We start from the raw sequence: 24,193 nt of genomic DNA, 5'->3' as shown, positions 1-24,193 counted from the left end.
GGTGACCGACGCTTTTCTTTTAATTCTTTTCCTTTCATTTGATTTACTTTAACGTAAACCCTTTTCAGGACAAGACAAACCGTTTCCTCCCCGAACTCCGCGCAACCTCCATTACCTCAGCGGTAAAAACTAATCAGCATTATAAAAAACTAACCATCGAGGTAAAAACATAAACCATCTGTAACGAAAACTATTTAACATCCGTCAGGGTTTATACGGAAACCCCCGTTGATATGCGCCATTACCGACACCCTCTTATACCTACAATAACAATTGCGCTGGTGGCCATGCTATGGTGTGCCTGTAGCGATAGGGGAGCAATCGGGATCTTCAAAAAGCAATCGCCGCACGAGGCCTATGCCCAAAAACTGAAAGATGCCGGACTGGACAAAACAGTAATGGGGTCGCTTTGGCTGAATAACGCTACACAGATAGTAGATAAAGCTTTAAACATCAGCCTGCCCTATAAAGAAACCGGCTACTTTGCCGCTGATAAACCCGATGGCGCAGCCCTGCGGTTCGAAGCTAAAAGAGGCAGGCGAATTACGGTGAGCCTGGTTAAAAAGCCGGCGGCTAATTATAGTATCTATATCGATCTTTTTCAGCAAAAAGATAACGAAGCGCCGAAGATCATCGCTTCGGCAGATACCGGTGGCGTCCAACTCCAATATGACATAAAACAGGATGGTAAATACATCCTGCGCCTGCAACCCGAGCTGCTACAAAGCGGGGAGTATACACTTACTATTACTGCCGGGCCATCGTTAAACATGCCGGTATCGACATCGGGCAAACCCTATATTGGCAGTCTGTTTGGCGCCAACCGCGATGATGGCAGCCGCAAGCACGAGGGGATAGACATATTCGCGCCAAAGGGCACCGCGGCCATTGCCGCCGCCAATGGCACGGTGACCAACGTTGGCGAAAATACACTGGGCGGACTGGTGGTATTCTTCAGACCCGATGATGCCGATTATACCCTGTACTATGCGCACCTGGATAAGCAACTTGTACAGCAGGGGCAAAGGCTCAAAACCGGCGACACGGTAGGTTTGGTGGGCAATACCGGCAACGCGCAATTCACTCCATCGCATCTGCATTTTGGTGTATACAGCAACAATGGCGTAGTTAATCCCGTTTATTTTGTAGAAAAAGAAACCGGAGCTCCCGCTGCAATTACCGGCTCGTTAACTAACTTAAATGCTACGGTACGCACCACAAATGCACTTAATAAACTATATGCCGGTACGGATAATAAACAACCTATCCGTTTAAATATACCTAAAAACACAGCCTTAACCGTTGAGGCGGCTACGGGTTCGTGGTATAAAGTAAAACTGCCCGACGGGGTTAACGGCTATATCGCTAATGATAATGTTGCTAAAATTACCACCATCCGCAATATTACCCTTAAAAATGAGCGCGCTTTGTATGATGCGCCCGACAGTTTGAACGCGCCACGTAAAACGCTGCTGGCTACCGGAAAAAAAGTTGAGGTGCTGGCCGCTTACAAGAATTATTACCTCGTAAAAAACGATGCCTTAACCGGCTGGATCCTCGCCGCCGAGTAGCTATTGTTTTGATTTTAAGCTGCATTCGGCATAAATCACTATTTTATTAACAAGCACCAAAATCTCTGAATAAATTTCTACTTTTGTATCCCGTACACAAACATTTGGCAGCGGCTTTAAAACTGTTGTCAAAATTCAAAAAACAACATGACCAAATATATTTTTGTTACGGGCGGCGTTACTTCGTCGTTGGGAAAAGGTATTATTTCTGCTTCGTTAGCTAAACTTTTACAAGCCCGCGGTTACCGTGTAACCATCCAAAAGTTCGACCCTTATATCAACGTAGATCCGGGAACATTGAACCCTTACGAGCATGGCGAATGCTACGTAACCGAGGATGGTGCTGAAACTGATTTGGACCTTGGCCATTACGAGCGTTTTTTGAATACCCCAACATCACAGGCCAATAACGTTACCACCGGCCGTATTTACCAAAATGTAATTAACCGCGAGCGCGAAGGTGCTTTTTTAGGTAAAACTGTGCAGGTTGTACCACACATTACCGACGAGATCAAAAGAAATTTCCGCATACTGGGCGAAAGCGGCAATTACGATGTAGTGATCACCGAGATAGGCGGTACCGTAGGTGATATCGAATCGCTGCCATTTGTAGAGGCCGTAAGGCAGTTCAGGTGGGAGGTAGGTTCGAGCAATTCACTGGTGATCCACCTAACGCTTATCCCTTTCCTTGCCGCTGCCGGCGAGTTAAAAACCAAGCCTACACAGCACTCTGTTAAAATGTTGCTGGAGTATGGTATACAGCCCGATATACTGGTTTGCCGTACCGAACACCACATTAACCAGGACATCAGAAAAAAAATCGCGTTATTTTGTAACGTTAACATCAATGCGGTTGTCGAATCAATAGACGCGTCAACCATATATGATGTGCCATTGCTGATGTTAAAAGAACAACTGGACAAAACAGTTTTAACCAAACTGAAGCTTCCGCTAAAGGCAGATCCTGATCTGGAAAGCTGGAAAGACTTCCTTGGTCGCCTTAAAAACCCTACGTCTGAAGTGCGTATTGGTTTGGTAGGTAAATATGTTGAACTACCCGATGCTTATAAATCAATTACCGAAGCCTTTATACATGCAGGCGCTAAAAACGAGTGCAAGGTAAAGGTTGAATATATTCACTCAGAACAATTAACGCCGGGTAACGCTGTTGAGCGCCTTAAAGGGTTGCATGGCGTATTAGTTGCGCCGGGTTTTGGTGAGCGTGGTTTTGAAGGTAAGATAGAAGCTATCCGTTACGTACGCGAAAACAATATACCTTTCTTCGGTATATGTTTGGGTATGCAGTGCGCGGTAGTTGAGTACGGCCGTAACGTATTAGGCTTAACCGAAGCCAACAGTACCGAAATGAACTCTGAAACGCCATACCCGGTTATCGGCATGATGGAAGAGCAGAAAAAGATAACAGCCAAGGGCGGTACCATGCGTTTGGGCGCTTATCCTTGCGATTTAAAACGCGGTTCAAAAGCTGCCGCTATATATGGTAAAACACACATCAGCGAGCGTCACCGTCACCGTTACGAGTTTAATAACGAATACCTGAAAAGATACGAAGAGCACGGTATGATACCATCGGGCATTAACCCTGAAAATAACCTTGTTGAGATAGTTGAGCTTAAAAATCACCCGTATTTTGTGGGCGCGCAATTTCACCCCGAATTAAAATCAACGGTTGCTAATCCGCATCCACTTTTTATTAACTTTGTCGCCGCTTCGCTGGCATACGCCCGCAAGAACTAATTTACTGTACGATACATAATAATGGATAGAAATACATTCACAGGATTATTCCTGATCATGCTCATTTTGGTAGGAGGATTTTATCTTCTGAAGCCCTCGGAAGCCGAAATGAAAAAAATACAGGCAAAAGAGCATGCCGACTCCCTGAAAAGGGCAGGTGCGAAAACACCGGCAGCTGTTAAGGCTGATACCACAAAAGCGGTAGCCGCGGTTGACTCAACCGTAATAAAAGGCCCCTTTGGCGCGGCTACATCAGGAGCCGAAAAGCTTGTTACCGTTGAAAATAAAGACATACGTGTAAAACTTTCAACCCTGGGTGGTAAAGTATATTCAGTTGAACTGAAAAACTTTAAAACCTTTGATAAAAAGCCTTTGATCTTATTTGATGGCGATCAAAACAAGTTCGGCCTGAATTTCAGCATATCAAACGTAAATATCAATACCAATAATCTGTATTTCACCCCAACAGGTGGCGATTTGATAGTGGCTGATAAAGATTCGGGCGCTATTACCATGCGTTTGAGCTACAGCGCTACACAGTATATTGATTATACTTACTCGTTAAAAGGCACCGGTTACAAGCTCGATTTAACCATTAAGCCTACCGGTTTGGATAACGTTATCGCTAACAGTAGTTCTGTTAACCTTAACTGGGCCGCCAGCCTGCACAAGCAGGAAAAAGACATGAAGCAGGAGCAACAATACTCAACGGTGTACTTTAAAAATACCGATGATGATATTGACCACCTGAATGTAGCTAAAGACGAAGAGAAAGAAGTAAGCGATAAAAAGATCCAGTGGATCTCTTTCAAGCAACACTTTTTCTCGAATGTGCTGATTGTTAAAGACGGTATCAGCAAAGCTAAAATGGCTGTAAGTACCGATGTTAATAACCTGCGCGATGTAAAGCAAATGAGTGCTAACCTGGTGTTGGCCCGTAGTAGTGCAGGTACTTTCCCGATGGAGTTTTATTTTGGCCCGAATCGTTTCAGTACACTGAAAGATCAGGGTTTTGATCTGGAAAATCAGGTTGATATGGGTTGGGGACCGTTAAAGTACATTAACCGTTTCGCGGTATTGCCGGTATTTAATTTCCTTAACCAGTTTAACTGGAACTACGGTATCATCATTTTGGTGTTGACTATTTTGCTTAAGCTGGTATTATCGCCGCTTACTTATAAATCATACCTGTCAATGGCTAAAATGCGTGTGCTTAAGCCGGAGATGGACGAGATTAAAGGTAAAGTAGGAGAGGATAACCCAACATTATTACAACAGGAATACCTCAAGCTATACAAAAAAGCAGGTGTGAACCCCTTGGGCGGTTGTTTGCCGCTGGTATTGCAAATGCCTATTGTGATCGCGTTCTTCCGCTTCTTCCCAAGCTTGTTTGAGTTGCGTGGCGAAAGTTTCCTGTGGATGCACGATCTTTCAACCTACGATACACTGGTGTCATTCGCGCCGCTGCCTATCATCGGTTGGACACACATTAGCTTAATGTGTTTACTGATGACCATTTCAACACTGATCTATACCTATTTCAATAACCAGATATCGGGTGCTACAGGTCAAATGAAATACATCGGTTACATTACCCCGCTGATCTTCTTCGGTGTACTGAACAGCTATCCTGCCGGTTTGAACTACTATTACTTCCTGGCCAACATGTTAACCTTTTTACAGCAATACCTGATCAAATTCATGGTTGACGATAAAAAGATCCATGCCCAGATCCAGGAAAACAAAAAGAAACCCGAAGAAGCTAAAAAGAAGAAAACGGGTTTCCAGGCACGCATGGAAGAAATGATGCGCCAACAAACGCAACAACCTAAAAAGAAATAATTTCTTTAAACAGATATGAAAAGTCCGCAGCGAGCTGCGGACTTTTTTGTTTATAGGATGTTAGGTATTTGATTGACGCTAACCGTCAGCAAACAGCTTCGGGCGAAAACGGGCAGAACTGTATTGGCCAAGAGCGTAAAGGCGGGCATAGGAACTTGTTGCATTTGTGGGGCGGATACGAGCGAAGGGGCAAAAGTTCCAGCTCTAAGTTCTGCACGTTTGCAGGGTTAAGGCTTTGTGCGGCAGAGAAGCCTTTTGCTGGACAAGGGTTTTGTTACTTTTGCCCTCAAAAGTAATGGGGCCCTGCGCCCAAGAGCAGACCAACGTTAATTACAGCACAAGCTTCAGCCTAAGTAGAGATTGCTTCGTCGTTCCTCCTCGCAATGACGATAGTACTATAAAAATACAATCAATAAGCCGCCATTTTCCCGCAAGAGCAAGCACAATTAACATCTGTAGTACCTAATAGGGTTAAAAAATGCTGATAAAAACCAATACGGTCTTTCATGTTATACATATCCTCACCTTTGCCGCATTCTATGGCGCCGTTGATGATATTGATGGTGCTGCCGAAGCCGGGTACCCGTCCTTTGGCTTTTTCGGTATCGCTGGGTTGCCACGAGCCGGTCATAGCGGCATGGGCCGATGGTTTGGGGGCTTGCGGCGTCATCCAAAAGTATATGGCGGTTTTAAAGGCCACTACCGGGTCGGTTTCTACCAGGTCGGGGTTATTTAGCAAAACCCTTTTATCACCGAATATACAGTCGGAAGCGTAACCATAATTGCCATTGTAGCTTAGCTGCATAGGACCGCGACCATAATATTTTTTACCGACAGCGGGTGGGTATTCGTCATTATTGGCAATGTAGGGCAGCGAGGTGTCGTTTTCATGTTTAAGCATCAGGCCGTCGTTGTATTGGCCGTTTTGCCCGTGGCGGGTTTCATGCGCTATATGCGCGAAAAAGGCTGCCAGTTCTTTTTTGTTAGTAAGCGCGTCTTTCTCTGTACAGAACTTAGCGAAGTCGATATAATAAACGCTATCAGGTTTTGATTTGGCCCAGCTTTCATTAAAGCCCTTATCTTCACGTATAATGGTAGCCTTGCCGGTGCTGTTATCAATACGTGATAGCTGCAAGGCCGAATAAGCCCGTTTAACGATCTTTATCTTAAATGCCGAAAGTTCCTTTGCCGCTTTTATAAAAGCCGCGTAGCTGTAAAATTTATCGCGCTGGGGGAATAGCGTATTAAACTGCTTTTCGCTCAATATGCTTTCTATGGATGCCGGTGGGGCAGTGGCAGCAGACGTATCGGCGTGGGTGCCGCCGCATTTAAAACTAAGCAGCGTGAGTATAAATAGTGAGGCAAGGGTAAGCCTGGCCGAAGTGATCATTGATTTCATACGATATTGCTACAAATAAATGTAAACATTTAGCTAATTACTCACATTTGTAATAATAACAACTGCAAATTTGTTTAATTGCATCGATATGAAAATTTATACCAAAACGGGCGATAAAGGTTATACCTCGCTTATTGGCGGCACAAGGGTACCAAAGCATCATTTGCGTATTGAAAGTTATGGTACAATTGACGAACTAAATTCTTATATTGGCTTAATCCGCGATCAGGATATTGCTGTACATGATAAAGACATATTGAAGCATATTCAGGACAGATTGTTCACTATCGGGGCTTCGCTGGCTGCCGATCCTGAAAAATCAAGAATGGTGATACCCGATCTGCATTTATCAGACATTGAATTACTGGAGCACGAGATGGACGAGATGAATAAAGTACTGCCCGCGCTGAAGCATTTTATTTTGCCCGGCGGTAGCATCGCGGTATCGTATTGCCATGTAGCCCGGTGCGTATGCCGCAGGGCCGAACGTATAGTAGTACACCTGAATGAAGCGGATGTGGTAGATGAAAAAGTGATAATTTACCTGAACAGGTTAAGCGATTATCTTTTTACACTGGCCCGTAAAGTTGGTTTTGATGCAGATGTATCTGAAAATCAATGGATACCGAGGGTGTTAAAAATGTAAAAAAAATATTGATTTTCAATTTGAAAATATTATACTTTTGCGAAAAAGTAAATTTACCGAACATTAAATATATAGAAAAAACATGTATTGGACACTTGAATTAGCATCGCACCTTGAAGATGCACCATGGCCGGCAACAAAAGATGAATTAATTGATTACGCTATCAGATCAGGCGCGCCTGTTGAGGTTATTGAAAACCTGCAAGCCTTAGAGGATGATGGTGAGCCGTATGAAAACATAGAAGAGATATGGCCTGATTATCCTACAAAGGATGATTTCTTTTTTAACGAAGACGAATATTAAATTCGTAAAAAGATAATTGCAGGCTAATATTAAATATTTTTATTAGCTACTACTTTTTGGAATGATTTTGGTTATTTAGCTATAAACATTATCAACTAAAAACATTTGCAATATGAGAGGCTTACTGTACATTATCGCTGTCATCCTGGTTATAGGATGGATATTTGGATTCTTTTTCCAACACGCGACAGGATTAATTCACGTATTATTAGTTATAGCAATTATAGCTTTACTATTAGGCGTAATCAGACGAGCGTAAAGCTTATTAAATACTATTATAAAGCCACTTGTAGTTTATACAAGTGGCTTTTTGCTTAACAATAATTCCGCTATCGCGATATCCTCCGGAAAGGTGATCTTTAAATTTCTGTGGCTGCCTTCAATTAAACTGATCTTAAAGCCCGCTTTTTCAACTACGCTGGCATCATCGGTGAACAGATTGCTGTATGGCTGCGTGTAAGCCTGCTTTAATTGACTGTATTGAAAGGTTTGCGGAGTTTGTATCAGGTACACCTCATCGCGGTTTAAAGCCGCTGAAATGCCCTCTTTTAATACTCTTACCGAATCCCTGCTTTTCACGGCCACCACAGCGTTGCCATGTTGGGCAGCGTGTGTATAAGCATTATCTATAATCACTTGTTCGGTAATCGGCCTTACAGCGTCATGCACGGCTATTACAGCATCTTCAATGTTTATGGTATCCAGGCCATTCTTTACCGAATGAAATCTCGTTTCGCCTCCGCTTACCAGCAGGTGGGGTAGTGCAAATTGATATTCGCGGCACAGGTTATTCCAGTACTTGTGGAAGTCGGGATGTAAAACGAGGATGATCTCCGGCTGATAAGTGCTGTTATGAAATGCTTCGAGCGTATAAAATAAAACCGGCCTGCCATTCAGCAGCAAAAACTGCTTAGGTACTACCGATTGCATGCGGGTGCCCGAACCACCTGCTACTATGATGGCTTTATATTTAGATTGAACAGGTAAGGTAGAAGACATGAGACGATCAATTAGTGCTTGATTGGTTCTGTTATTCTTGTCATTGCGAGGTACGAAGCAATCTCGTAGCTATGTAGGTCTGCTCTGTATTCGACGAGATTGCTTCGTACCTCGCAATGACAATTTGTTGCTTGTTGAACTGACATTACAGCGCCATAAAAGTAAAATTTAAGGACGATTAATTGAGGCAAAAAAAAGAGATGTAAGAAAAATCTCACATCTCAATTCTAATATCTCACATCTAAAAATGAATTAGATGATCAGCATGGCATCGCCGTAGCTGTAAAAACGGTATTTCTCTTTAATGGCTATTTCGTAAGCATTCATTACATTTTCGTAACCGCCAAACGCGCAAATCATCATCAACAATGTCGACTCCGGTGTGTGGAAGTTGGTGATCATTGAATTGGCAATGCTGAAATCGTATGGAGGGAAGATGAACTTGCTGGTCCAGTCGTTAGCTGCTTTCAATGTTTTGTTGGCAGATACTGCAGATTCGATAGTACGCATTGAAGTAGTACCTACAGCGCAAATACGTTTCTTTCTTTCAATACCCCTGTTTACAATATCCGCTTGTTTTTGCTCAATAATGAATTGCTCCGAGTCCATCTTGTGCTTGGTTAAATCTTCCACCTCAACCTGGCGGAAAGTGCCTAAACCTACGTGCAGCGTAACCTCGGCAAACTCAACACCTTTTATTTCAAGGCGTTTCATCAGCTCGCGGCTAAAGTGTAAACCTGCGGTTGGGGCTGCTACCGCGCCTTCGTGTTTAGCGAAGATGGTTTGGTAACGCTCTTTATCATCGGCAGTGGCTTTGCGTTTAATGTATTTAGGAAGTGGTGTTTCGCCCAGGATCTCTACGTTACGACGGAACTCCTCATCGGTACCGTCAAACAGGAAACGGATAGTACGGCCGCGAGATGTAGTGTTATCTACCACCTCGGCAATCAGCAAATCGTCATCACCAAAATATAGTTTATTACCAACGCGTATTTTACGGGCAGGGTCAACCAATACATCCCATAAGCGAAGCTCCTTGTTTAACTCTCTAAGCAAAAATACTTCAATGGTAGCACCGGTTTTTTCTTTGTTACCGTACATGCGGGCAGGGAATACTTTTGTGTTGTTAAGAATCATAACATCCTTATCATCAAAGTAATCCAATACATCCTTGAATATTTTATGCTCAATTTTCCCCGAATCGCGGTGCAGCACCATCAGGCGCGACTCATCGCGGGTATCAGAAGGCGTGTGGGCAATAAGTGACTCTGGTAAGTTGAATTTAAACTGGGATAACTTCATATCTTATAAATATTGTTGGATTTTCAAGGGCGCAAATGTATAAAAATTTTAGCAAATAAATAACAGATAATAGTCAGCTTTGTGTTATATTATCCGCAATAAATTTATTGACTGTTAATGTGTAACCAAACGAGGGTATCGTAGTCTAAAACCAAATACGATTATGATATTTTTAAAACTCTTCCGCGAAAGCTTCCTGTTCGCCTGGGACGCGCTCAGGCAAAATAAACTGCGCACCATGCTATCCCTGCTTGGGGTTACCATTGGTATATTTACCATTATAGCGGTTTTTTCGGCGGTTGATACCTTGCGGGGTAACCTGCAAAATAGTGTTAATAAGCTGGGTAATAATAGTATATACATTCAAAAATGGCCATGGCTGTTCAGTAACGACTATCCCTGGTGGAAGTTTTACCAGCGTCCTGTACCTAACTACCGCGATTTTGAAGAGTTGCAAAAACGCAGCGAAACAGCCGAAGCTATCTCTTTCGAGATCAGCGTAGATAATCGTAACATTAAATATAAAAGCAATACTGTAGAAGGGGCTTCTATTGATGCCGCCTCGCAGGATCATAACCGCACCTGGAACTTTAGTTTTGATGGCGGGCGTTATTTTACACCAATGGAATCGCGTACGGGTGCCCCGGTTGTGGATATTGGTTTTGATATAGCGTCGGCGCTGTTTCCTAACGGCGATGCTGTGGGCAAAAAGATAAAAGTGATGGGCCGTTACGTAACTGTAATAGGCGTTTTCGCTAAAGAAGGCGAAGATATGCTGGGGATATCTAAGGACAAACAAGTGTTGATGCCGCTGAACTATGCCCGTAACCTGGTGGATATTAAAAGCGACCGTTATAACCAGCAAATCGTTGTGAGGGGTAAAAGCAACCTCTCCGAACTGGAAGTTGAAAGCGAGCTGCAAGGCCTCATGCGTTCTATACGCAGGCTGCGCCCGGGAGTTGACGATAACTTTTCGCTTAACAAATCAACCCTGATATCAAATCAGTTGGATAAATTGTTTGATATGGTAAACGTTATCGGGTTTATTATCGGTGGTTTTTCGATATTGGTAGGCGGATTCGGTATCGCCAATATCATGTTCGTGTCAGTAAAAGAACGTACCAATATTATCGGTATACAAAAATCATTGGGGGCAAAAAACTATTTCATATTATTGCAGTTCCTGATAGAAGCCATTGCGCTTTGCCTTATGGGCGGGCTTATAGGGCTGCTATTTGTGTACCTGGGTACATTCGCGGTAAAGGCCATTGCCGATATACAGGTGGTGCTTGATATGGGTAACATCATATTTGGTTTATCTACATCGGTAATTATTGGTATTATATCGGGTATTGTACCGGCTTATTCCGCCTCGCGCCTTAACCCGGTAGAGGCTATACGTTCAAACTAACAACACATTATGAAAGCTCTTAGCATTGCCGCCGCGTTTGTTTTTGCATTATCAGGTTCAGCCTGCAATCAAACATCATCATCTCAAAAAACAGCAGATTCAGCTACATCAGCAACGGCTAATACAACAGCTAAAGTTGCGGCTGAAGTACCTGATAGCGGCAATGTAGATAAAGTATATACTTCATACATCGCCCTCAAAAATGACCTGGTTAAAACAGATGCCAAGGCTGCAAAAAAATCAGCCGCCCAACTGGAGAATGCCCTAAGCGCTGTAAAAGGCTGCGACGAGGCCGCTACCTTCGCCAAAAAGATCGGCGCTACTGATGATATCGTTAGTCAGCGTATATCGTTTTTAACATTGAGTAAAGATGTGATCACTCTTGTAAAAGGTAATAAAGCAGGTAAAGAAACTGCTTACGTAACATTTTGCCCAATGGCAAACGAGGGTAAGGGCGGTTACTGGTTATCTGAAATTAAAGAGATCAAAAACCCGTATTACGGCAGCGACATGCTGGAATGCGGTGAGGTTAAAGAAGAACTGAAATAATACCTGCTTATTCAGCGGGCTTTTCAACACCTTTTTGGTGTAGCAAATGTTTGGCTACTTTCTCAAATAATGCTTCGGCTAAAAACGGTTTGGTGAGGTAATCGCTCATGCCGGCGTAAAAAGCTTTGTTGTGCGTGTCGGGCATGGCATCGGCAGTGAGTGCTATAACAGGCACGTTCGGATGTGTTTTTTTGATGATCTGTGTGGCCTCGAACCCGTCCATTACCGGCATTTGCAGGTCCATGATGATCAGGTCGTAATTCTTCGCCAGTGCCATATCAACTGCAATTTGTCCGTTCAAGGCCTCGTCAACACTGGCATGCCAGCGTTTTAAAAACTTTGAGGCCACCAGCAGGTTCATTTTATTATCATCCACTACTAAAATATGCTTGCCGGTTAAATCGGTAATGGAGGCATTGCCCGGTTCGTGGCTGGTTATCTGCTGCCCTTTTTGCGATATTTCAAAAGTGATAACAAAGCTGAAGTGCGTACCAACCCCTTGCTGACTGTTTACTTCTATACTGCTGCCATGCAATTCTATCAACCTTTTGGTGATAGCCAGCCCAAGTCCCGTGCCGCCGTAGTAATTGCTCAGGTGGGTTTCCTGTGTAAACGGATCAAAAACCCGGCTCAAATAATCGGGTGATATGCCGATACCCGTATCCGTTACCGAAAATTTAATGGTTACAGTATGGTCGGTAGCCTCTTCCTTATCCATTCGGATGATCACCCGGCCCTGCGGCGTAAACTTAATAGCATTGCTGATCAGGTTGTTCAAAATTTGGCTTAAACGTGGCTGATCGCCTTTAAGGGTATCCGGTATGGTAGTGTCGGTGATCAGATCGAGTTGCAGGTGTTTTTCGCTGGCTTTTAAATTAAATGACTGCCATATTTTTTGTGCCAGTTGATGAATATCGAAGGGGGCTTTATGCAGTTCAAATTTACCGGCCTCTATCTTATTGTAATCCAGTATATCGTTAATAATAGCCAGCAGGTTTTCGCCCGAAAATTTAAGTGTGTTGAGGTATTCCAATTGTTCCGGTTTCGGGTCTTCAGTAAGTAATAGGTTAGTAGCACCTATCACCGCGTTCATCGGCGTACGGATCTCATGGCTCATGGTGGATAAGAAATCCGATTTAAACTGCGACGCGCGCTCGGCGTGCTCCTTTGCTGAAATAAGTTCGCGGGTAGCCATTTCCTGGTCGGTAATATCTTCGCCAAGACTGGTGGTTTCTTTAACATCGCCGTTATCATCAAAAGTAACCGTGTTTTGCCAACTAATGATGCGTTCTTCGCCGTTGCGGCACAAAACAGGGTTAACAAAATGGGTTTCGATTGAACGTGTAGTGAACGATTCACGCAATAAAGGGCGCACCTCCTCGGGGATAAAGTTTTCCATCCAGTTCATGCCCGTAATTTCTTTTTGCTCGTAACCCAGCATATCGGCCAGGTGTTTATTACAAAAAATGATGTGCCCGGTAGGGTCGAGGCTAACGGCTGCAAGTTTTACAGTTTCCAGTACAAGGCGGTATTTGTTCTCGCTGATCTTGTATTCTATTTCGGCTGTTTTACGTTTGGTGATATCTTGCAGGGTGCCTATAATTTTGCGCAGATTACCATCGCGTGTAATTAATTTACCTATAATAAGACTCACGTACTTGATATTGCCACCGGCGGTAATTATCCTGAACTCGTGTGACGTATTGGCAATGCGTGCCGGGCTTTTGGTAAGCAGCTTTATGATATACTTATCATCGGGGTAAATGTATTTTAATAGTAAGCGACCAAAGCCTTTTTGTAAATAGCTCCCGGTTTTAACCTCAAAAATATGGCTGATCTCGTCAGACCATGACAGGGCTTCCTCACTTACATCCCATCTCCAGTTACCTATTTTGGCAATTGTTTGGGCATCAATCAATTCACTTTGGCTTATTTTTGCCGTTCGTTCAGATAGCTTTATCTCCGTGATATCCTGTATTACGCCAAATACCCTTTTCAGGCTGCCATCTTCTTTAAATATCAGTTCGCCACGCAATATTTTGAGGTATTTTAAATTACCCCTGGGGGTGATGAACTTATGTTCGAGCGTGTTGGTAGCTACGGTCGCAATGTCCATCAGGAAATTATAGGTAATATCATGATCGTCGGGATGCACCAGTGTCATGTAATAAGTAAACTTATCCATGTCGGGCGGTACATTATCAATTTCCAGCACCGCGAAGAGGTTGTCAGACCAATAATTGCTCTTCGTATCATCATCGTACCACCAATTGCCCAGTTTGGCAATGGCCTGCGCTTCGGTCAGCAGGTTTTCATTCTCTTTAAGGGCTTGTTCGTATTTCTTTTGCCCGGTTATATCGGCTATAGATATAGAAATGCGCGAAGTGTAATACCCGTTACGGGTGTAAATAGGCGCTATACGGGCTACATACCATTTATCGGCCCCAAATACAGAATCGAACTCGAAAGAAGTTGGCTTTTTATGTTTAAGCACATAGTCGGTAGCTATCACAAACGGATCTGCCTTTTCCGCGCCGATGATGTCGCTTAATTTATTATCTATAAAGATCTTCGGATCGAAATGGAGGGGCAGCAGCTCGTTATACCAAACATTGAGGCAGTTTTTATTTTCATCCAGTTCAAAAACAATATCGTTAATGGAGTTGATGAGGGCATGCAGTTGATTGCGGCTGTCGCGTAGCTTTTGTTCGTTGCTTATGAGGGTATGGTTGACCTGTGTAAGGTTGCCCAGCGCTTTTTTGAGCTTAAAGCGATAAACCATGCGTATTAAAAAGGCGATATAGGCAATGGCAATAAAACCCGCGATCAATATAATTATTGATGATAGTGCTACACCCGGTACAGGCAATTCCAGATAAACATAAGTTAGCGCGGCGGTATTAATGAACGATATACCTAAAAATTCGCGGCGTTGGGTACATAAAAGCGTAAGCGCTACAAACACTACCATGGCGCTGAAAATATAAACCCGTGCGAATTGGTTTTCGTAAAGCAGTATACCGCTGTTAATTATTATAAAGCTGGTTAGCGTAATGTACAGGCATATTTTATAATATCTGCGTTGCAAAAACGACGCGCCAAAAGTAACGATGCAAATGCCGCTGCAAACAAGGCGCAGCCAAAGATGATCTTGCAGGGTACCATCATCAAGCAGGTATAGCGCGGGGCTAAGTATGGCCAGCACCAACAATAACAGCCGGTAAATGCTGTTATCATTATGTATTAACGAAACCAATTTGCCATTAAATGACATGCCCATACGATATGCGGAATTATGATTGGCTAAAAAATTGCTGCTATCAGTTAATTTTTTATGTTAAGTTATTATAATTTTTACAATACTAAAGTATATTGAAGATTAATAATACACAGATTTATTTACATTTGTTGCTTATACGAACATTTTCTATGTCTGAAACTGCACAACTAAAAATTGGGGATAAAACATTCGACCTTCCTGTTATTGAAGGTACGGAAGGTGAGAAGGCCATTGATATTTCTAAACTGCGCGACCAAACCGGTTATGTTACGCTGGATATAGGCTATAAAAATACAGGCGCTACCAAAAGCGCTATTACTTTTTTAGATGGTGAACAAGGTATACTTAAATATCGTGGTTACTCGATAGAAGAGCTGGCCGAAAAATCATCATTTATTGAGGTTGCTTATTTGCTGATCTATGGTGAACTGCCAACTGCCGATCAGTTAAAAGGTTTTCAGTACGAGTTGAGCCGTCATACCCTTGTACACGAGGATATGAAGAAGATCTTCGACGGCTTCCCGCAGCGGTCGCACCCTATGGGGCAGCTTTCATCATTGGTTTGCGCTTTATCAGCTTTCTACCCTGATTCATTAAAGCAAAATCAAACAGCAGAAGAGTTAAACCTGAGCATCGTTAAAACACTTGCTAAAATGTCTACCGTGGTTTCATGGATCTACAAGAAATCATTAGGCCATCCATATATCTACCCTAAAAATAAATACGACTACATAAGCAACTTCCTGCATATGACCTTCGGTCAACGCACAGAAGAGGTGGAGATAGACCCGGTTATTGTAAGTGCCATGAACAAATTGCTGATACTGCATGCAGATCATGAGCAAAACTGTTCAACTTCAACCGTACGTATCGTAGGTTCTTCGGAGTCTAATATTTACGCTTCGGTATCGGCAGGTATATCGGCACTTTGGGGCCCGCTGCATGGCGGCGCTAACCAGGCGGTAATTGAAATGCTGGAGAAAATACAGGAAGATGGCGGCGATACCGATAAATGGATCGCTAAAGCAAAAGATAAGAACGATCCTTTCCGCCTGATGGGCTTTGGCCACAGGGTATACAAAAATTTCGATCCACGTGCCAAGATCATTAAAAAAGCCTGCGACGAAATTTTAGAGAAATTAGGTATTGATGATGAGGTGCTTGAAATAGCTAAAAAGCTGGAAGAAGTAGCCCTTAAAGATCCTTACTTTGTTGAACGTAAGCTGTATCCTAACGTTGATTTTTACTCGGGCATCATCTACAGGGCATTAGGTTTCCCTACCGATATGTTTACTGTACTATTCGCTTTAGGCCGCTTACCGGGATGGATTGCACAGTGGAAAGAAATGAAAGAAAATAAAGAGCCTATCGGTCGCCCGCGCCAAATTTACGTAGGTGCTACCAACAGGGATTTTGTTGAAATAGAGAAACGATAATTCAAATATCAACCATATTAAAAGCCGGATGTCAAAAGCATCCGGCTTTTGTTTTTTTAGTACTTTAGATGGATGAGAAAGTGTGTGTTATTGATATTGTTTGCCGCATTATTACCGGTTTGCCTGTTGGCCCAGGTAAAAGTTACTTTTAAAATGGGCAAGCTACCGGTTCCAAAAGGGGCAAACTTGTTTTTAGCAGGCGATTTTAACAACTGGATCCCGGCCGATAAAAGCTGGCAATTTGTTGCCGATGCATCAGGAGGATACAGTCTGGTTAAAGAATTCAATACGGGCTCTATCAGTTTAAAAGTAACCAAGGGCAGCTGGGAAACCGCCGAATGCGATGCCGATGGTAAACCCGTTGGCAATCACACCTATCAAATAAACCGCGATACCACCATTGTACTGGATATAATAGCGTGGCAGGATAATTTTAAAGCAGCCGAAAAGAAACATACGGCGAGTGCCAATGTGCAGCTAATGGCCCAAAAGTTTAACATACCGCAATTAGGCAGGCAGCGCCGAATCTGGATCTATCTGCCGGCAGATTATAAAACATCGCGCAAAAGATACCCGGTGATCTATATGCACGATGGGCAAAACCTGTTTGACGAATACGTTTCCGGTTATGGCGAATGGGGTGTCGACGAAGCGCTGGATAGTCTGCCTGCCAAAAAGCAATGTATTATAGTGGGGATTGATAACGGCGGTGGTCAGCGTATTTCGGAATATGACCCCTACGATTCTAAATACGGTGGCAAAGGCAGGGGAGATGATTATGTAGATTTCCTGGCCAAAACCCTCAAGCCTTATGTTGACAGCGCCTACCGCACCCAAAAAGCAGCTAAATATACTACGGTAGCAGGCAGTTCCATGGGCGGACTGATATCAATGTATGCCGTCTTAAAATATCCCGATGTATTTGGCAACGCGGGCATATTCTCTCCCGCGTTCTGGATAGCGCCCGATATATTTACTTATGCCGATAAAAACCTCAATAAAAAATCCCGTTTCTACTTTGAATGCGGCGATGCCGAAAGTGCCTTAATGACCACCGACATGCAAAAAATGGCTGACCTTGCACGAAGCAAAGGCATCGACATAAAGAATGCCCCTACACTGATAATAAAAGGTGCAAAGCATAATGAGCGGCAATGGCGCAGTGCTTTTCCTGCTTTTTATGAATGGCTTGGCGGGCGTTAGTTCGTCACTTCCTCCACTATCATCCTGAGGTACGAATCATCTATGTGTGGTTAGTTTTTCATTAGGAATGTTTGAGCTTTATTGAACGTTAGTGGATGTAACTTTCTTTTTTCTCTCAAAAAAGAAAGTCACCAAAGAAAAAAGTCGCGGCTGCGCAAGGAGCTATTAAAGTTTGTGCTTAAGCAGGGGCTGTGCTATCCGTTCCTTACGATGCCGCATTTATGTGGGTTATTTACGTTTGTGCTTTTGCATTACGTTGGTCTATCACCCACTCCACAGCCGCTTGGCTCCGGCCAAGTGGCAACTATTACGCGGCCTCCGGTCGCACTATTTCAATCAATACAGCATGATGTAAGCTGAAAGCTTACGCCATGCTGTGTCACGAGTTACGCTATGCTAAACTCGCGACAGTGGGAGAGCTGCTTTTAAAGTCCTCTCCCTTGGAGAAGATTTAGGTGAGGCCTCTTCTACCGTCAGCAAACAGCTTCGGGCGAAAGCGGGCAGAACTGTGGAGGCCATGAGCGCAATGGCGGGCATAGGAGCTTGTTGCATGAGGGTGGGAACAAGAGCGTCGGGGCAAAAGTTCCAGCCCCAAGTTCTGTTCGGTTTGCAGGGCAATGGCCTTGTGCGGCAAAGAAGCCTTTTGCTGGACAAGGGTTTTGTTACTTTTGCCCTCAAAAGTAATGGGGCACTGCGCCCAAGAGCAGGCTGATGTTGATAACAGCACAAGCACAACCTAAGTAATGATTGCTTCTCACCCCAGTTTACAAAAACAGCATATTAAAACAAAAAATCCCCGCTTTTCAGCGAGGATTTAAATACCCGGTTAATCACAATCCTGTGTACCATACAGGTAAGTTTCAGTATTATTTAGCGGGAGGTTGATCATGTTACCGCCGCGGTTCATTTGCCACCAGAAACGCAGGCGCGGCTTTTCGCGGTTGCCGGTTTCGTTCATTGATTCGGCATCGTACATGCGGCCGTTCACCATCACGTATTTTATGTTCTCGCTGTTGCGAATATCATCCAGCGGATTTTCATTCAGTACGATCAGGTCGGCAAGTTTGCCTACTTCCAGCGAGCCTATCTCTTTATCCATACCTAAATAGTTGGCACCATTAATGGTAGCGCAACGTATAGCTTGCAATGGCGACATACCGCCCTGTGCCAGCATCCAAAGCTCCCAATGCGCGCCCAGTCCTTGTATCTGGCCGTGCGAACCCAGGTTCACCTTAGTGCCGCCATCGGCAATGTATTTTACATATTTCGATACATCAATGTGGCCGTAATCGCCATACTCGGCAGTGGTGCGACGGCGTGAGCGGGCATCAATGATCGATGTAGGGGTGAAGCTCAGCAAGTGGTCGTTTTTCCAAACCTCGCTACGATCGTACCAGTAATTTTCGCCGAATTGTGTGCCGTAGCTAACAATAAGCGTAGGGGTGTAGCCCGTGCGACTGGCGTTCCATAAGCCTTTCACATCCTTATAAACCGGCCAAACCGGGATGTTGTGTTCAATGCCGGTATGGCCATCGAGTATCATATTCATGTTATTGAAATAGGTAGAGCCGCCTTCAGGTACCACTTCCATTTGCAGTTCGCGGGCAGCTTCAATAATTTGCTGGCGTTGCTCGCGGCGCGGCTGGTTGTAGCTTTTAACAGAGAATGCGCCAACGGCTTTCAGTCTGCGTAAGCTTGAGCGGGCATCGTCAATACTGTTAATTACTGCTTTAAAATCGCCATCGGCACCATATAATATAGTACCGGTTGAATATACCCTCGGGCCAACCATCGCACCCGATTTCAGCATTTCCGACTGGCTGAACACCATTTCGGTATTGCTCGACGGATCGTGCGCGGTAGTTACACCATAAGCCAGGTTAACGTAGTAGTTCCAATCCTGCTGCGGCGAAATACCATCCGGACTGGCATGTAAATGCGCGTGCACATCCACAATACCCGGCATAATGGTTTTGCCTGCAAGGTCGTAAACCTTAGCGTCGTCAGGTATCTGTATATCTTTACCTATAGCGGTGATTTTGTTTTGGCTGATCACTATACTGCCTTTGTCAATCACTTCCTCGCCCTTCATGGTAATGATACGCACGTTGGTAAAGGCTATTTTGCCTTCCGGCAGATCTGTTTTCAGGCGCAGACCAATATCTGCGGTAGCGGTGGTATCTAACACCGGTGTTTTATCAGGCGATCCATCCGCGTACGGGAAGGCCGCGTTTAACGCGCGGGCATAGTACTTAGGGCCAAGTGTCCACATCAGGTTTTGGCTGTCTTTGCTCCAGTGCAGGTAAGTGCCTGCATCGCGGGTAAGTTTTACAAGCGGTAAAGCCTTGTTGCCTGCCGATAGGTCCTGCGGATTACCTGCGCTTACCATCGGTGTAATATAGCAATTGTACAGTTCGGTAAACGCCATCCACTTGCCGTTAGGGCTTGGGGCAAACTGCGTGGCATAAGTTGATGTGTATAGCGTACGCTCGTGCGCGCCGCTCAAATCCATTATCTTAAATGCCTTTTTGCCGCCCTCGTCGGTTTGGAAATAAAGCTTGCTATCATCTTCGGCAAATTGCGGACGGATACCATAACCAATAATAAATGTAGGTGTGCCGCCATTGGCCGATATGGTGTAAATGCCCGGTTTACGACTGTAAGCAAAGCCCAGCATATCATTACCTTCTCCCTTGCGGAACACGATAGCATCGCCGCGGTTGTTAAATTTAGGGGTGTAGTAAAAGCCTTTTTCAATGGTGATACGGGTAACTACTTTGGTAGCGAGGTCTATTTTGTTGATCGCGCCTTTTAATTCATCGGTCCAGTTTACGTAAACGAGTGATTTTCCATCCGGACTAAAATCAGGATCATATTCCAAATCGGTAGTAGTGGTAATACGCTCGGGTTTGCCATTGGGCAGGTCTTTTACGTAGATGTATCCGGCAGCGTTAAAAGCTACACGTTTGCCATCGGGAGAGGTAGTCAGTTGCCTGATCATCTTGGCCGAAAACTCATCCTGGAAAACCTTTTGCGGAAAGTGCAGCGCGTCTGACAGGGTTTGCTGCGAAGTAACCTCGAACGGAATTTGCGCCGCGTTTAACGAGATGATATCCAAATTCCAGATCTTTCCTTTAGCGTAAAAGATGATGTTCTTGCTATCAGGAGTCCAGCCGAAGTTAGGGTATACGCCAAAAATGGCCCAAGTTTCCTGCTGATCGTGCGACAGGTCGTCATACACCGGCCACTCTTCGCGGGTTTCTAAGTTGTGGATGTATAGTACCGATTTTAAGCGTACCCTCTTTACAAAGGCCATCAGCTTGCCATCGGGCGATAATTGCGGACGGCATGCGCCGCCGGTACCACCCGTAACGGTTTCAATTTCGCCGGTTGTGCGGTTAATGCGTTTTATGTTGTATATGCCTGCGTTAGGGTCTTTATTATATTGAAAATACGGGCCGGGCGTAACATCCTCGCTCCAGTAAACAAATTTACCATCGGGCGATACGGTTGGTTCGCCTGCATCCTGCTGATCATTTTTACGGCTGGTTAGCTGAATACCATCGCCGCCGGTTTTGTAATACATCCACATTTCGCCTGCACCTAACGAGCGTGAGCCGGTAAAGTGTTTGCGCGCTACCAGGTACTGCCCATCGGGTGCCCATGCGGCATTATTTAATAAGCGAAAGTTTTCTTTAGTAATAGAATGTTTGTTATTACCATCGCTGTTCATTATCCAGATGTTGTCGCCGCCCTCTTTATCGCTGGTGTAGCTGATCTGCTTACCATCGGGGCTAAAGCGTGGCTGTACTTCCCAAGCACGGCCGCTGGCTAAAATAGTAGCACGGCCGCCTTTAACCGGCATGCTGTAAATATCACCCAAGAGGTCGAAAACAATGGTTTGCCCATCCGGACTTACATCTAAATTCATCCAGGTGCCTTCATCGGTAGTAATGGATACCTTTTTTGGCTGTCCGCCGGTGTTCTCAATATTCCATTTTTGGGCATAAATATTAGCCGATAACAGCGTACTTATAATAATCAGGTAAACTTTCTGCATGACGTAAGACGTTTTATGGGTGCGAATTTAATTATATTGAACCATTTTAATAGTTTTGAGATTGCCATATTTAAATGACTATCCACCGAATACTACAACAATACTGGAAACACGACACATTTCGCCCTTTGCAGGAGGAAATAATCAATTCGGTATTTGATGGCCATGATACCCTCGCGCTGCTGCCAACGGGTGGTGGTAAGTCCATTTGTTTCCAGGTGCCGGCCATGGCAATGGAAGGGATCTGTATTGTAGTGTCGCCGCTGATAGCCCTGATGAAAGACCAGGTGGAGAACCTGAAAGCAAAAGGTATTGAAGCCGTTGCCATAGTATCAGGCATGGGTAAGCGGGAGATAGATATAGCGCTTGATAATTGCATTTACGGCCCGGTAAAATTTTTATACCTCTCGCCCGAAAGATTATTATCAGAACTGGTGCGCGAGCGGGTACGTTATATGAAGGTGAACCTGATTGCTATTGATGAGGCGCACTGTATATCGCAATGGGGATACGATTTTCGGCCGCCATACCTGCACGTGGCCGATCTGCGCGAGATACACCCCGAAGTACCTGTACTTGCCCTTACTGCAACCGCAACCGGCGATGTAAAGGAAGACATTCAGCAAAAGCTATTATTCGCTAAGGATGCCAAAGTTTTTCAGAAAAGTTTTGAGCGTAAAAACCTGAGCTATGTAGTACAATATACCGAAGATAAGCTGCGTAAGCTACTCGATATAGCCAACGGAGTAAAAGGCAGCGGTATTATATATGTACGCAGCCGCAAAGAAACGGCCGAACTGGCCAAGTTTTACAATGACAACGGCATAGCCGCCGAAAACTACCATGCCGGTTTAAGTATGGATGAGCGCTCGCGCAGGCAACAATTGTGGATGCAAAACCAGGTTCAGGTTATTGTAGCCACCAATGCCTTCGGGATGGGAATTGATAAGCCTGATGTACGTTTCGTCATCCATAAGGATATGCCCGAAAGTTTAGAAGCCTATTACCAGGAGGCCGGGCGTGCCGGGCGCGACGAGCAAAAGGCCTATGGCGTGTTGCTGTATAGTCCGTATGATAAGCAAAAGCAGGAGCGCAAGTACCAAAACAGTTTTCCATCGGTAGATGAAATAAAGCAGGTATACCATTACCTTGCCAACCAATACCAGCTGGCCTACGGCGCCGGTGCCGGGTTGAGTTTCGATTTTGACATTACCGCTTTTTGCGCCCGCTTTAAGCTCGATATCTTTAAAACGCTGAACTCCCTGAAGTTTTTAGAACAGGACGAATACCTTTCATTCAACGAGAGCGTTTTCCTGCCGTCTCGGTTTCGGTTTATTATATCCAGCGAACGCTTGTATAACTTCCAGATAGCCAATTCGGGCTGGGATGCCTTTGTTAAAACGCTGCTGCGCTCGTACGGTGGTTCGTTTGAAGATTACGTACATATAAAGGAGTTCGAACTGGCCAAACGTACCGGCATGAGTGTACAGCAGGTAATAGAAGGTATGCGCCAGCTGCACGATTACAAGATCATCAGCTACCTGCAACAAACCGATCAGCCGCAGGTTACCTACCTGCAACCACGCCTTACCGCCGATGAACTGTTCATCAACAAAGCCTATATTGAAGAGCGTAAAGCCATTTACCGCCAAAAAATAGAAGCCGTGCTGGCTTATGCCATCCATAAGAAATGCCGCAGCCAAATGCTGTTGTCGTATTTTGATGAAGAGAACACCCGCAAATGCGGCGTATGCGATGTATGCCTCGAAGAACGCCGCCAGCAAAACGCCGAAGATATTTTAGATATCATCAGAAACCAGATATTGGAACAGCTAAGCAACGAACCCTCAACCATCACCGCCCTCATAAAATCGATCAACAAAGGCAACGACAAACAAAAGATAGAAGCGCTCCGCCTCCTGCTGGATGCCGGCAGTATCAAAGCCGATGGTGAGCGGTATTATATATGAGTTGTAGGTTGTGTATTGAAAGTTGTGTGTAGGCTTTCTGCACTGTCATGGGTAGAAACGAGTTGTAGGTTGTGAGTTGAAAGTTGTGTGTAAGCTCTCTAAATTGTTATGTTGAGGAAGGAAATATCTGTAACCGAGTTGTAGGTTGTGAGCTTATCGAAGGGTGCGTGGGTGACGGCCTCTGCGCACAATCCTTCGACAAGCTCAGGATGACCCATTTATAAGCACTTTTATTTCCGGTTTTGTCATTGCGAAGAATGAAGCAATCTCGTCGATTTAATTTTACGTCAGTATTAACGGTATAACTCCGTATCCCAGCTTTGACAACTTTTAAAAAGTTGTCAAAGCTATAGTAATCTAAAACCCCGATCCCGGAACCCCGCCCCCCGGAACCTGAAACCTCAAACCCCGAATTTGCAACTCAATTTTCACCGCCAAAATTACCCCGTTTACCGAGGTGTAC

16 protein-coding genes are annotated in these 24,193 nt (G+C 44.4%); 11 read left to right on the top strand and 5 right to left on the bottom strand.

Annotated elements, in window-relative coordinates:
• Nucleotides 1-233 precede the first annotated feature (233 nt).
• The 3 genes from AC07NA_RS15905 (at nucleotide 234) to yidC (ending at nucleotide 5,171) form a co-directional block, all read left to right on the top strand.
• Nucleotides 234-1,571, top strand: a complete 1,338-nt coding sequence (locus AC07NA_RS15905) for a peptidoglycan DD-metalloendopeptidase family protein (RefSeq protein WP_494898562.1) — start codon at nucleotides 234-236, stop codon at nucleotides 1,569-1,571.
• A gap of 147 nt (nucleotides 1,572-1,718) precedes the next feature.
• Nucleotides 1,719-3,329 (top strand): CTP synthase, encoded by a 1,611-nt coding sequence (gene pyrG / locus AC07NA_RS15900; RefSeq protein WP_345214260.1) that lies wholly within the window; start codon nucleotides 1,719-1,721, stop codon nucleotides 3,327-3,329.
• 21 nt (nucleotides 3,330-3,350) lie between these two features.
• Nucleotides 3,351-5,171, top strand: coding sequence for a membrane protein insertase YidC (yidC, locus tag AC07NA_RS15895; RefSeq protein WP_494898560.1), 1,821 nt, complete (start codon nucleotides 3,351-3,353; stop codon nucleotides 5,169-5,171).
• A gap of 409 nt (nucleotides 5,172-5,580) precedes the next feature.
• On the opposite strand, the gene AC07NA_RS15890 is transcribed toward yidC, so the two are convergent.
• Complete coding sequence (locus tag AC07NA_RS15890; RefSeq protein WP_494898559.1) at nucleotides 5,581-6,570, bottom strand: chitinase; 990 nt, start codon at nucleotides 6,568-6,570, stop codon at nucleotides 5,581-5,583.
• Between the two features lie 88 nt (nucleotides 6,571-6,658).
• Here AC07NA_RS15890 and AC07NA_RS15885 point away from each other — a divergent pair, with 88 nt between their 5' ends.
• The 3 genes from AC07NA_RS15885 (at nucleotide 6,659) to AC07NA_RS15875 (ending at nucleotide 7,779) form a co-directional block, all read left to right on the top strand.
• Nucleotides 6,659-7,216: a cob(I)yrinic acid a,c-diamide adenosyltransferase gene (locus AC07NA_RS15885; RefSeq protein WP_494898558.1), complete on the top strand. Its 558-nt coding sequence runs from the start codon at nucleotides 6,659-6,661 to the stop codon at nucleotides 7,214-7,216.
• Between the two features lie 82 nt (nucleotides 7,217-7,298).
• Nucleotides 7,299-7,520, top strand: coding sequence for a DUF2795 domain-containing protein (locus AC07NA_RS15880; protein ID WP_002996718.1), 222 nt, complete (start codon nucleotides 7,299-7,301; stop codon nucleotides 7,518-7,520).
• 112 nt (nucleotides 7,521-7,632) lie between these two features.
• Nucleotides 7,633-7,779: a lmo0937 family membrane protein gene (locus AC07NA_RS15875; RefSeq protein ID WP_345214256.1), complete on the top strand. Its 147-nt coding sequence runs from the start codon at nucleotides 7,633-7,635 to the stop codon at nucleotides 7,777-7,779.
• Between the two features lie 35 nt (nucleotides 7,780-7,814).
• On the opposite strand, the gene AC07NA_RS15870 is transcribed toward AC07NA_RS15875, so the two are convergent.
• A complete protein-coding gene (locus tag AC07NA_RS15870; protein WP_494898556.1) occupies nucleotides 7,815-8,519 on the bottom strand; it encodes a 2-C-methyl-D-erythritol 4-phosphate cytidylyltransferase in 705 nt (234 codons plus the stop codon).
• A 252-nt stretch (nucleotides 8,520-8,771) separates the two neighbouring features.
• The gene (gene queA / locus AC07NA_RS15865) at nucleotides 8,772-9,821 is read right to left on the bottom strand and encodes a tRNA preQ1(34) S-adenosylmethionine ribosyltransferase-isomerase QueA (RefSeq protein WP_345214254.1); all 1,050 of its coding nucleotides are present in this window, start codon (nucleotides 9,819-9,821) and stop codon (nucleotides 8,772-8,774) included.
• A gap of 163 nt (nucleotides 9,822-9,984) precedes the next feature.
• Between queA and AC07NA_RS15860 the strand changes: the two genes are divergently transcribed.
• Together AC07NA_RS15860 and AC07NA_RS15855 are read left to right on the top strand one after the other, a co-directional pair.
• Entirely contained in the window at nucleotides 9,985-11,232 is a 1,248-nt protein-coding gene (locus tag AC07NA_RS15860; protein ID WP_494898554.1) for an ABC transporter permease, read from the top strand.
• Between the two features lie 9 nt (nucleotides 11,233-11,241).
• Complete coding sequence (locus tag AC07NA_RS15855) at nucleotides 11,242-11,781, top strand: DUF3347 domain-containing protein (RefSeq protein WP_494898553.1); 540 nt, start codon at nucleotides 11,242-11,244, stop codon at nucleotides 11,779-11,781.
• Nucleotides 11,782-11,788: 7 nt separating this feature from the next.
• On the opposite strand, the gene AC07NA_RS15850 is transcribed toward AC07NA_RS15855, so the two are convergent.
• A complete protein-coding gene (locus AC07NA_RS15850; protein WP_494898552.1) occupies nucleotides 11,789-15,061 on the bottom strand; it encodes a PAS domain-containing hybrid sensor histidine kinase/response regulator in 3,273 nt (1,090 codons plus the stop codon).
• 149 nt (nucleotides 15,062-15,210) lie between these two features.
• On the opposite strand from AC07NA_RS15850, the gene AC07NA_RS15845 reads away from it, so the two are divergent.
• Nucleotides 15,211-16,497: a citrate synthase gene (locus AC07NA_RS15845; protein WP_494898551.1), complete on the top strand. Its 1,287-nt coding sequence runs from the start codon at nucleotides 15,211-15,213 to the stop codon at nucleotides 16,495-16,497.
• Nucleotides 16,498-16,569: 72 nt separating this feature from the next.
• Nucleotides 16,570-17,700 carry an alpha/beta hydrolase gene (locus tag AC07NA_RS15840; RefSeq protein WP_494898550.1) on the top strand — a complete coding sequence of 377 codons (1,131 nt, stop codon included), beginning with the start codon at nucleotides 16,570-16,572 and terminating at the stop codon, nucleotides 17,698-17,700.
• An 826-nt stretch (nucleotides 17,701-18,526) separates the two neighbouring features.
• Here AC07NA_RS15840 and AC07NA_RS15835 read toward each other — a convergent pair.
• The gene (locus AC07NA_RS15835; protein WP_494898549.1) at nucleotides 18,527-21,760 is read right to left on the bottom strand and encodes an amidohydrolase family protein; all 3,234 of its coding nucleotides are present in this window, start codon (nucleotides 21,758-21,760) and stop codon (nucleotides 18,527-18,529) included.
• A gap of 74 nt (nucleotides 21,761-21,834) precedes the next feature.
• Between AC07NA_RS15835 and AC07NA_RS15830 the strand changes: the two genes are divergently transcribed.
• Entirely contained in the window at nucleotides 21,835-23,730 is a 1,896-nt protein-coding gene (locus AC07NA_RS15830; protein WP_494898548.1) for a RecQ family ATP-dependent DNA helicase, read from the top strand.
• Nucleotides 23,731-24,193 lie beyond the last annotated feature (463 nt).

Source organism: Mucilaginibacter sp. GW821-FHT07G05, assembly GCF_059418565.1.
Note: the sequence above shows the minus strand (reverse complement) of the source record. Positions and strands in the feature narration are given on the sequence as shown.

Coding starts and splice junctions, on each gene's coding strand:
- AC07NA_RS15905 (WP_494898562.1), top strand. CDS start 234: ATGCGCCATTACCGACACCCTCTTATACCTACAATAACAATTGCGCTG.
- pyrG (WP_345214260.1), top strand. CDS start 1,719: ATGACCAAATATATTTTTGTTACGGGCGGCGTTACTTCGTCGTTGGGA.
- yidC (WP_494898560.1), top strand. CDS start 3,351: ATGGATAGAAATACATTCACAGGATTATTCCTGATCATGCTCATTTTG.
- AC07NA_RS15890 (WP_494898559.1), bottom strand. CDS start 6,570: ATGAAATCAATGATCACTTCGGCCAGGCTTACCCTTGCCTCACTATTT.
- AC07NA_RS15885 (WP_494898558.1), top strand. CDS start 6,659: ATGAAAATTTATACCAAAACGGGCGATAAAGGTTATACCTCGCTTATT.
- AC07NA_RS15880 (WP_002996718.1), top strand. CDS start 7,299: ATGTATTGGACACTTGAATTAGCATCGCACCTTGAAGATGCACCATGG.
- AC07NA_RS15875 (WP_345214256.1), top strand. CDS start 7,633: ATGAGAGGCTTACTGTACATTATCGCTGTCATCCTGGTTATAGGATGG.
- AC07NA_RS15870 (WP_494898556.1), bottom strand. CDS start 8,519: ATGTCTTCTACCTTACCTGTTCAATCTAAATATAAAGCCATCATAGTA.
- queA (WP_345214254.1), bottom strand. CDS start 9,821: ATGAAGTTATCCCAGTTTAAATTCAACTTACCAGAGTCACTTATTGCC.
- AC07NA_RS15860 (WP_494898554.1), top strand. CDS start 9,985: ATGATATTTTTAAAACTCTTCCGCGAAAGCTTCCTGTTCGCCTGGGAC.
- AC07NA_RS15855 (WP_494898553.1), top strand. CDS start 11,242: ATGAAAGCTCTTAGCATTGCCGCCGCGTTTGTTTTTGCATTATCAGGT.
- AC07NA_RS15850 (WP_494898552.1), bottom strand. CDS start 15,061: ATGGGCATGTCATTTAATGGCAAATTGGTTTCGTTAATACATAATGAT.
- AC07NA_RS15845 (WP_494898551.1), top strand. CDS start 15,211: ATGTCTGAAACTGCACAACTAAAAATTGGGGATAAAACATTCGACCTT.
- AC07NA_RS15840 (WP_494898550.1), top strand. CDS start 16,570: ATGAGAAAGTGTGTGTTATTGATATTGTTTGCCGCATTATTACCGGTT.
- AC07NA_RS15835 (WP_494898549.1), bottom strand. CDS start 21,760: ATGCAGAAAGTTTACCTGATTATTATAAGTACGCTGTTATCGGCTAAT.
- AC07NA_RS15830 (WP_494898548.1), top strand. CDS start 21,835: ATGACTATCCACCGAATACTACAACAATACTGGAAACACGACACATTT.